Genomic DNA, 3,183 nt, shown 5'->3' with positions numbered 1-3,183 from the left:
CCGCGCGGCGTGGAGAGCCGCCGGGCCGCCTCTACATGCCTTTTTCGGCCATGAGGCAGGCAAGGTCGCACACGCGGCAGGAATAGCCCCATTCGTTGTCGTACCAGGCCACCAGCTTGACCATTTTGCCGTCCTGCACGGTAGTGTAGGAGGCCTCAAGAATGGACGAGGCCGGATTGCCCTTGAAATCCATAGAAACCAGTGCCTTGTCATTGTATTCAAGAATGCCCTTGAGGTAGGTTTCAGAAGCTTCCTTGAGTTTGCCCAGCAGGGTTTCCGTGTCGGTTTCCTTTTCCAGAATGCCGGTAAAGTCCACCACGGATACCGTGGGCGTGGGGACGCGCAGCGAATAGCCGCCGAACTTGCCCTTGAGTTCGGGAATGACCTTGGCAACGGCCTGGGCGGCCCCTGTGGACGTGGGAATGATGTTGCAGGCCGCGGCGCGGGCGCGGCGCGGGTCCTTGTGGGCCATGTCCAGAATGCGCTGGTCGTTGGTGTAGGAGTGGATGGTGGTCATGTTGCCGATCTGGATGCCGAATTCCTTTTGCAGCACCAGGGCCACGGGGGCCAGGCAGTTGGTGGTGCAGGAGGCGTTGGACACGATGTGGTGCCTGGCCGGATCGTATTCCTGATGATTCACGCCCATGACGATGGTGATGTCTTCTTCCTTGGCCGGGGCGGTGATAATGACCTTTTTGGCGCCGTTTTCAATGTGGACGGAGCACTGGGAAGCCTTGCGGAAAATGCCCGTGCTTTCCACGACAATATCAACGCCGTACTGACCCCAGGCAAGCTGTTTCGGGTCACGCTCCGCAAAGCAGTGCACTTTCCAGTCGCCCACGGTTACTTCCGCGCCGTCTATTTTGGCGTCCAGATAGGCACGGCCGTAAACCGAGTCGTATTCCAGCAGGTGAAAGTTGGTTTCGGCGTCAAACAGGTCGTTAATGGCCACAACTTCCACGCGGTCACGATAGCTCTTGTGCAGGGCGCGGAAAACCTGCCTGCCGATGCGGCCAAAGCCGTTGATGCCAATTCTGATTTTGCTCATATGCGAAATCCTCATGCTGTTGAGGGAAATGTCGTATGCAGCCGTGCGCCTTTGGGGTGGATCGGTTTTATTTCCGCCACCGGTGCGGTGTCCGGAGCGCAGGGCGTGGTTTTTATGGTCTCCGCCCGGCGGGTCGCGACCGGCTGCCGCCGGGTGCGAAAGGCCGCGGGCAGGGTCGCGTGCTAGTCTTCATACACCGAGTAGGCGTGTTTGCTCATCAGCTCGTAATTGTTGCGCAACGCTTCATGCAGGCGCGCGTTTTCAATGGCAAGAGCCGAAATGGCGGCCACGGCCTCCATAAAGGTCTGTTCGTCGGGTGTGAACTCGCGCTCCTCGGCAGAATACACGCGAATGAGGCCGATGGCCTTGCCGTTCACCATAAGGGGGGCCGAAAGGACGGAAACCAGACCTTCGGTTTTGGCTGATTCGGGGTATTGAAAGCGGCCGTCGGCGGCAGCGTCCTTGAGGTGGATGGTTTTTCCGGCCAGAACTTCGCCGTCCATGCCGCTGCGTTTCACTTCCACCGGGCCTTTGCGCAGATAGGTGGCGGAAAGGCCGTGGGCTGCGCTGGGCAGCAGAAAGCGGCCCGTACTGTCCAGCAGGCGGATGGTGCTGGCCTTGCAACCCATAGTGGACGCGGTCTGTTCCGTAATCTTGTGCAGAACGTCCCTGGTTTCAAGGCTGGAGTTGATGACCAGCGCCACGTCTCTGAGCGCGCGGAAATAATCTTGTGCCATGTGTGCCTCCTTGAAGAAAGCGGTGCAAAAGAATCCGGCTGCGGCGGCATGACCGCCAGTGCCATGTATCCGTATCGGTGTTGAAATATTCTCGATTCAGAGTATGCGCTATTTTTCCCATTGGGGCAATGCGCCCTTCTGCCGACGCGTGAACGGCTGTGATGCCTGACTTTTTTGCCCGGCAGACAAGCATCAGGACGCACGGGCCGGGGCAGCTGCCCTGTGCGGGATATCGGTCCCCTGCCGCGTCATCAGGCAGCATGCGCAGAGGTTGGCCGCATGGTTGCGGCGGGCAGTGACTACGCTTTTGCCTTGCCGCAGCCCTGCATGCTCACCTGTCCCTCGATGATGCCGCCTTCTTCCGTCAGGAGCACAGGGGTCTGCACCCGGCCTTCGAGCACGCCGGAACCGTAGACCACCACGCGGCGGCGGGCCGTGATTTCGCCGGTAAAGCGTCCGGAAAGCAGCAGTTCGCCCACATCCAGGTTGCCGGTGACCAGCGCGTCTTTGCCCACATTGAGCGTGCCTTCGCTGGCAATTTCACCATTAAACTTGCCTTCAATGCGCACAGTGCCTTTGAAGTGCAGTTTTCCTTCGTAAACCGTATCGGAACCGAGATAGGCTATTTCGTCCTTGGCCACAGCGAACTCCCCGTTGGATTGACAATTATCCCTTGAACATGAAGCGCCGCATGGACACGTTGAGCACAATGCCCAGCAGCGTGAAATTAACTACGGTGGCGCTGCCGCCATAGCTGATGAAGGGCAGTGGAATGCCCACCACCGGCATGATGCCAATGACCATACCCATGTTGATGAGTATCTGCCAGAAAAAGTAAAAAAATACCCCTACTACCAGCATGCTGCCAAAACGGTCTTTGGCCTGCGCGGCAGTGGAAAAGATGGAAAGCAGAAACAGGCAGAACAGGGTTACCAGGGCCACGCAGCCCACAAAGCCCCATTCTTCGCCGAAAACAGCCACGGCAAAGTCCGAATGGCGTTCGGGCAGAAAGCGCAGCTGGCTTTGTGTGCCTTCTTTGAAGCCTTTGCCCCAGAGTTCGCCCGAGCCGATGGCAATGCGCGACTGGATGATGTGGTAGCCTGTGCCGCGCGGGTCGGTGGTGGGATCAAGAAAGGTCAGGATGCGCTGGCGCTGATAATCGTGCATGCCCACAAACCACATGAAGGCCCCGAAGCAGGGAACGGCAAGCAGGCAGGTTTTGAGCACATAGCCCTTGAGGCCGTGGAACAGGATCATGCCTGCCAGAATCAGCAGAATCAGCATGGTCGTGCCCAGATCGGGCTGAACGATGATAAGGCCGCAGGGCAAAAGGCAGATAAAGGCGATGGAGATAAAGTCTTTCCAGCCCAGGGGGCGGCCGTCGCGCGCCAGCAGCCG

The 3,183-nt window shown here is 58.7% G+C and carries 4 protein-coding genes; all 4 read right to left on the bottom strand.

The window, feature by feature from the left end; translation table 11 throughout:
* Positions 1 to 31 precede the first annotated feature (31 nt).
* On the bottom strand, positions 32 to 1,048 hold the full coding sequence (gene gap, locus V6C07_RS04090) for a type I glyceraldehyde-3-phosphate dehydrogenase (RefSeq protein WP_333535088.1): 1,017 nt from the start codon (positions 1,046 to 1,048) through the stop codon (positions 32 to 34).
* Positions 1,049 to 1,230: 182 nt separating this feature from the next.
* Entirely contained in the window at positions 1,231 to 1,785 is a 555-nt protein-coding gene (locus V6C07_RS04085) for a GAF domain-containing protein (protein WP_333535087.1), read from the bottom strand.
* Between the two features lie 299 nt (positions 1,786 to 2,084).
* Positions 2,085 to 2,426 (bottom strand): bactofilin family protein, encoded by a 342-nt coding sequence (locus tag V6C07_RS04080; protein WP_333535086.1) that lies wholly within the window; start codon positions 2,424 to 2,426, stop codon positions 2,085 to 2,087.
* Positions 2,427 to 2,451: 25 nt separating this feature from the next.
* Positions 2,452 to 3,183, bottom strand: a 732-nt coding sequence (locus tag V6C07_RS04075) for an FtsW/RodA/SpoVE family cell cycle protein (protein ID WP_333535085.1), incomplete at its 5' end; no start/stop codon positions are given.

This window comes from Desulfovibrio sp. 1214_IL3152, from assembly GCF_036763055.1.
Classification (GTDB): Bacteria; Desulfobacterota; Desulfovibrionia; order Desulfovibrionales; family Desulfovibrionaceae; genus Desulfovibrio.
The sequence above is the reverse complement of the archived record's forward strand: the minus strand, read 5'-3'. Positions and strand labels throughout refer to the sequence as shown.